Origin of the sequence: Achromobacter sp. GbtcB20 (genome assembly GCF_019091095.1) — a bacterium.
Taxonomy (GTDB): Bacteria; Pseudomonadota; Gammaproteobacteria; order Burkholderiales; family Burkholderiaceae_B; genus Achromobacter; species Achromobacter mucicolens.
In genome coordinates this window covers 1-382 of sequence record NZ_JAGXJZ010000289.1, presented here as the reverse complement: position 1 = coordinate 382, position 382 = coordinate 1, and the positions used below count along the sequence as shown (strand labels likewise).

The window sequence follows — 382 nt, the reverse complement described above, 5'->3', positions numbered from 1 at the left end:
GTACGAGGCGCCCGAGATCCTGGGGGAACACTTCTCGCGTTTCTACACGCCCGAGGACCGCGCCAGCGGCCTGCCGGCGCGTGCCCTGGCCACCGCGCTGGCGGAAGGCAAGTACGAAGCCGAAGGCTGGCGCGTGCGCCAGGACGGCACGCGTTTCTGGGCCAGCGTCATCATCGACCCGATCCACGACGAGCACGGCAACCTGCTCGGCTACGCCAAGATCACGCGCGACATTACGGAACGCAAGAAAGCCCAGGACGCGCTGCGCGCCAGCGAGGAGCGCTTCCGCCTACTGGTGCAGGGCGTGTCCGACTATGCGATCTTCATGCTCTCGCCGGAAGGCGTGGTCAGCAACTGGAACAGCGGCGCCGAACGGATCAAG

At 67.0% G+C, this 382-nt stretch carries 1 protein-coding gene; it reads left to right on the top strand.

The window, feature by feature from the left end; genetic code table 11:
* The coding region (locus tag KVT32_RS29020; RefSeq protein WP_217619307.1) for a PAS domain-containing protein at nt 1-382 on the top strand (382 nt) is incomplete at both ends.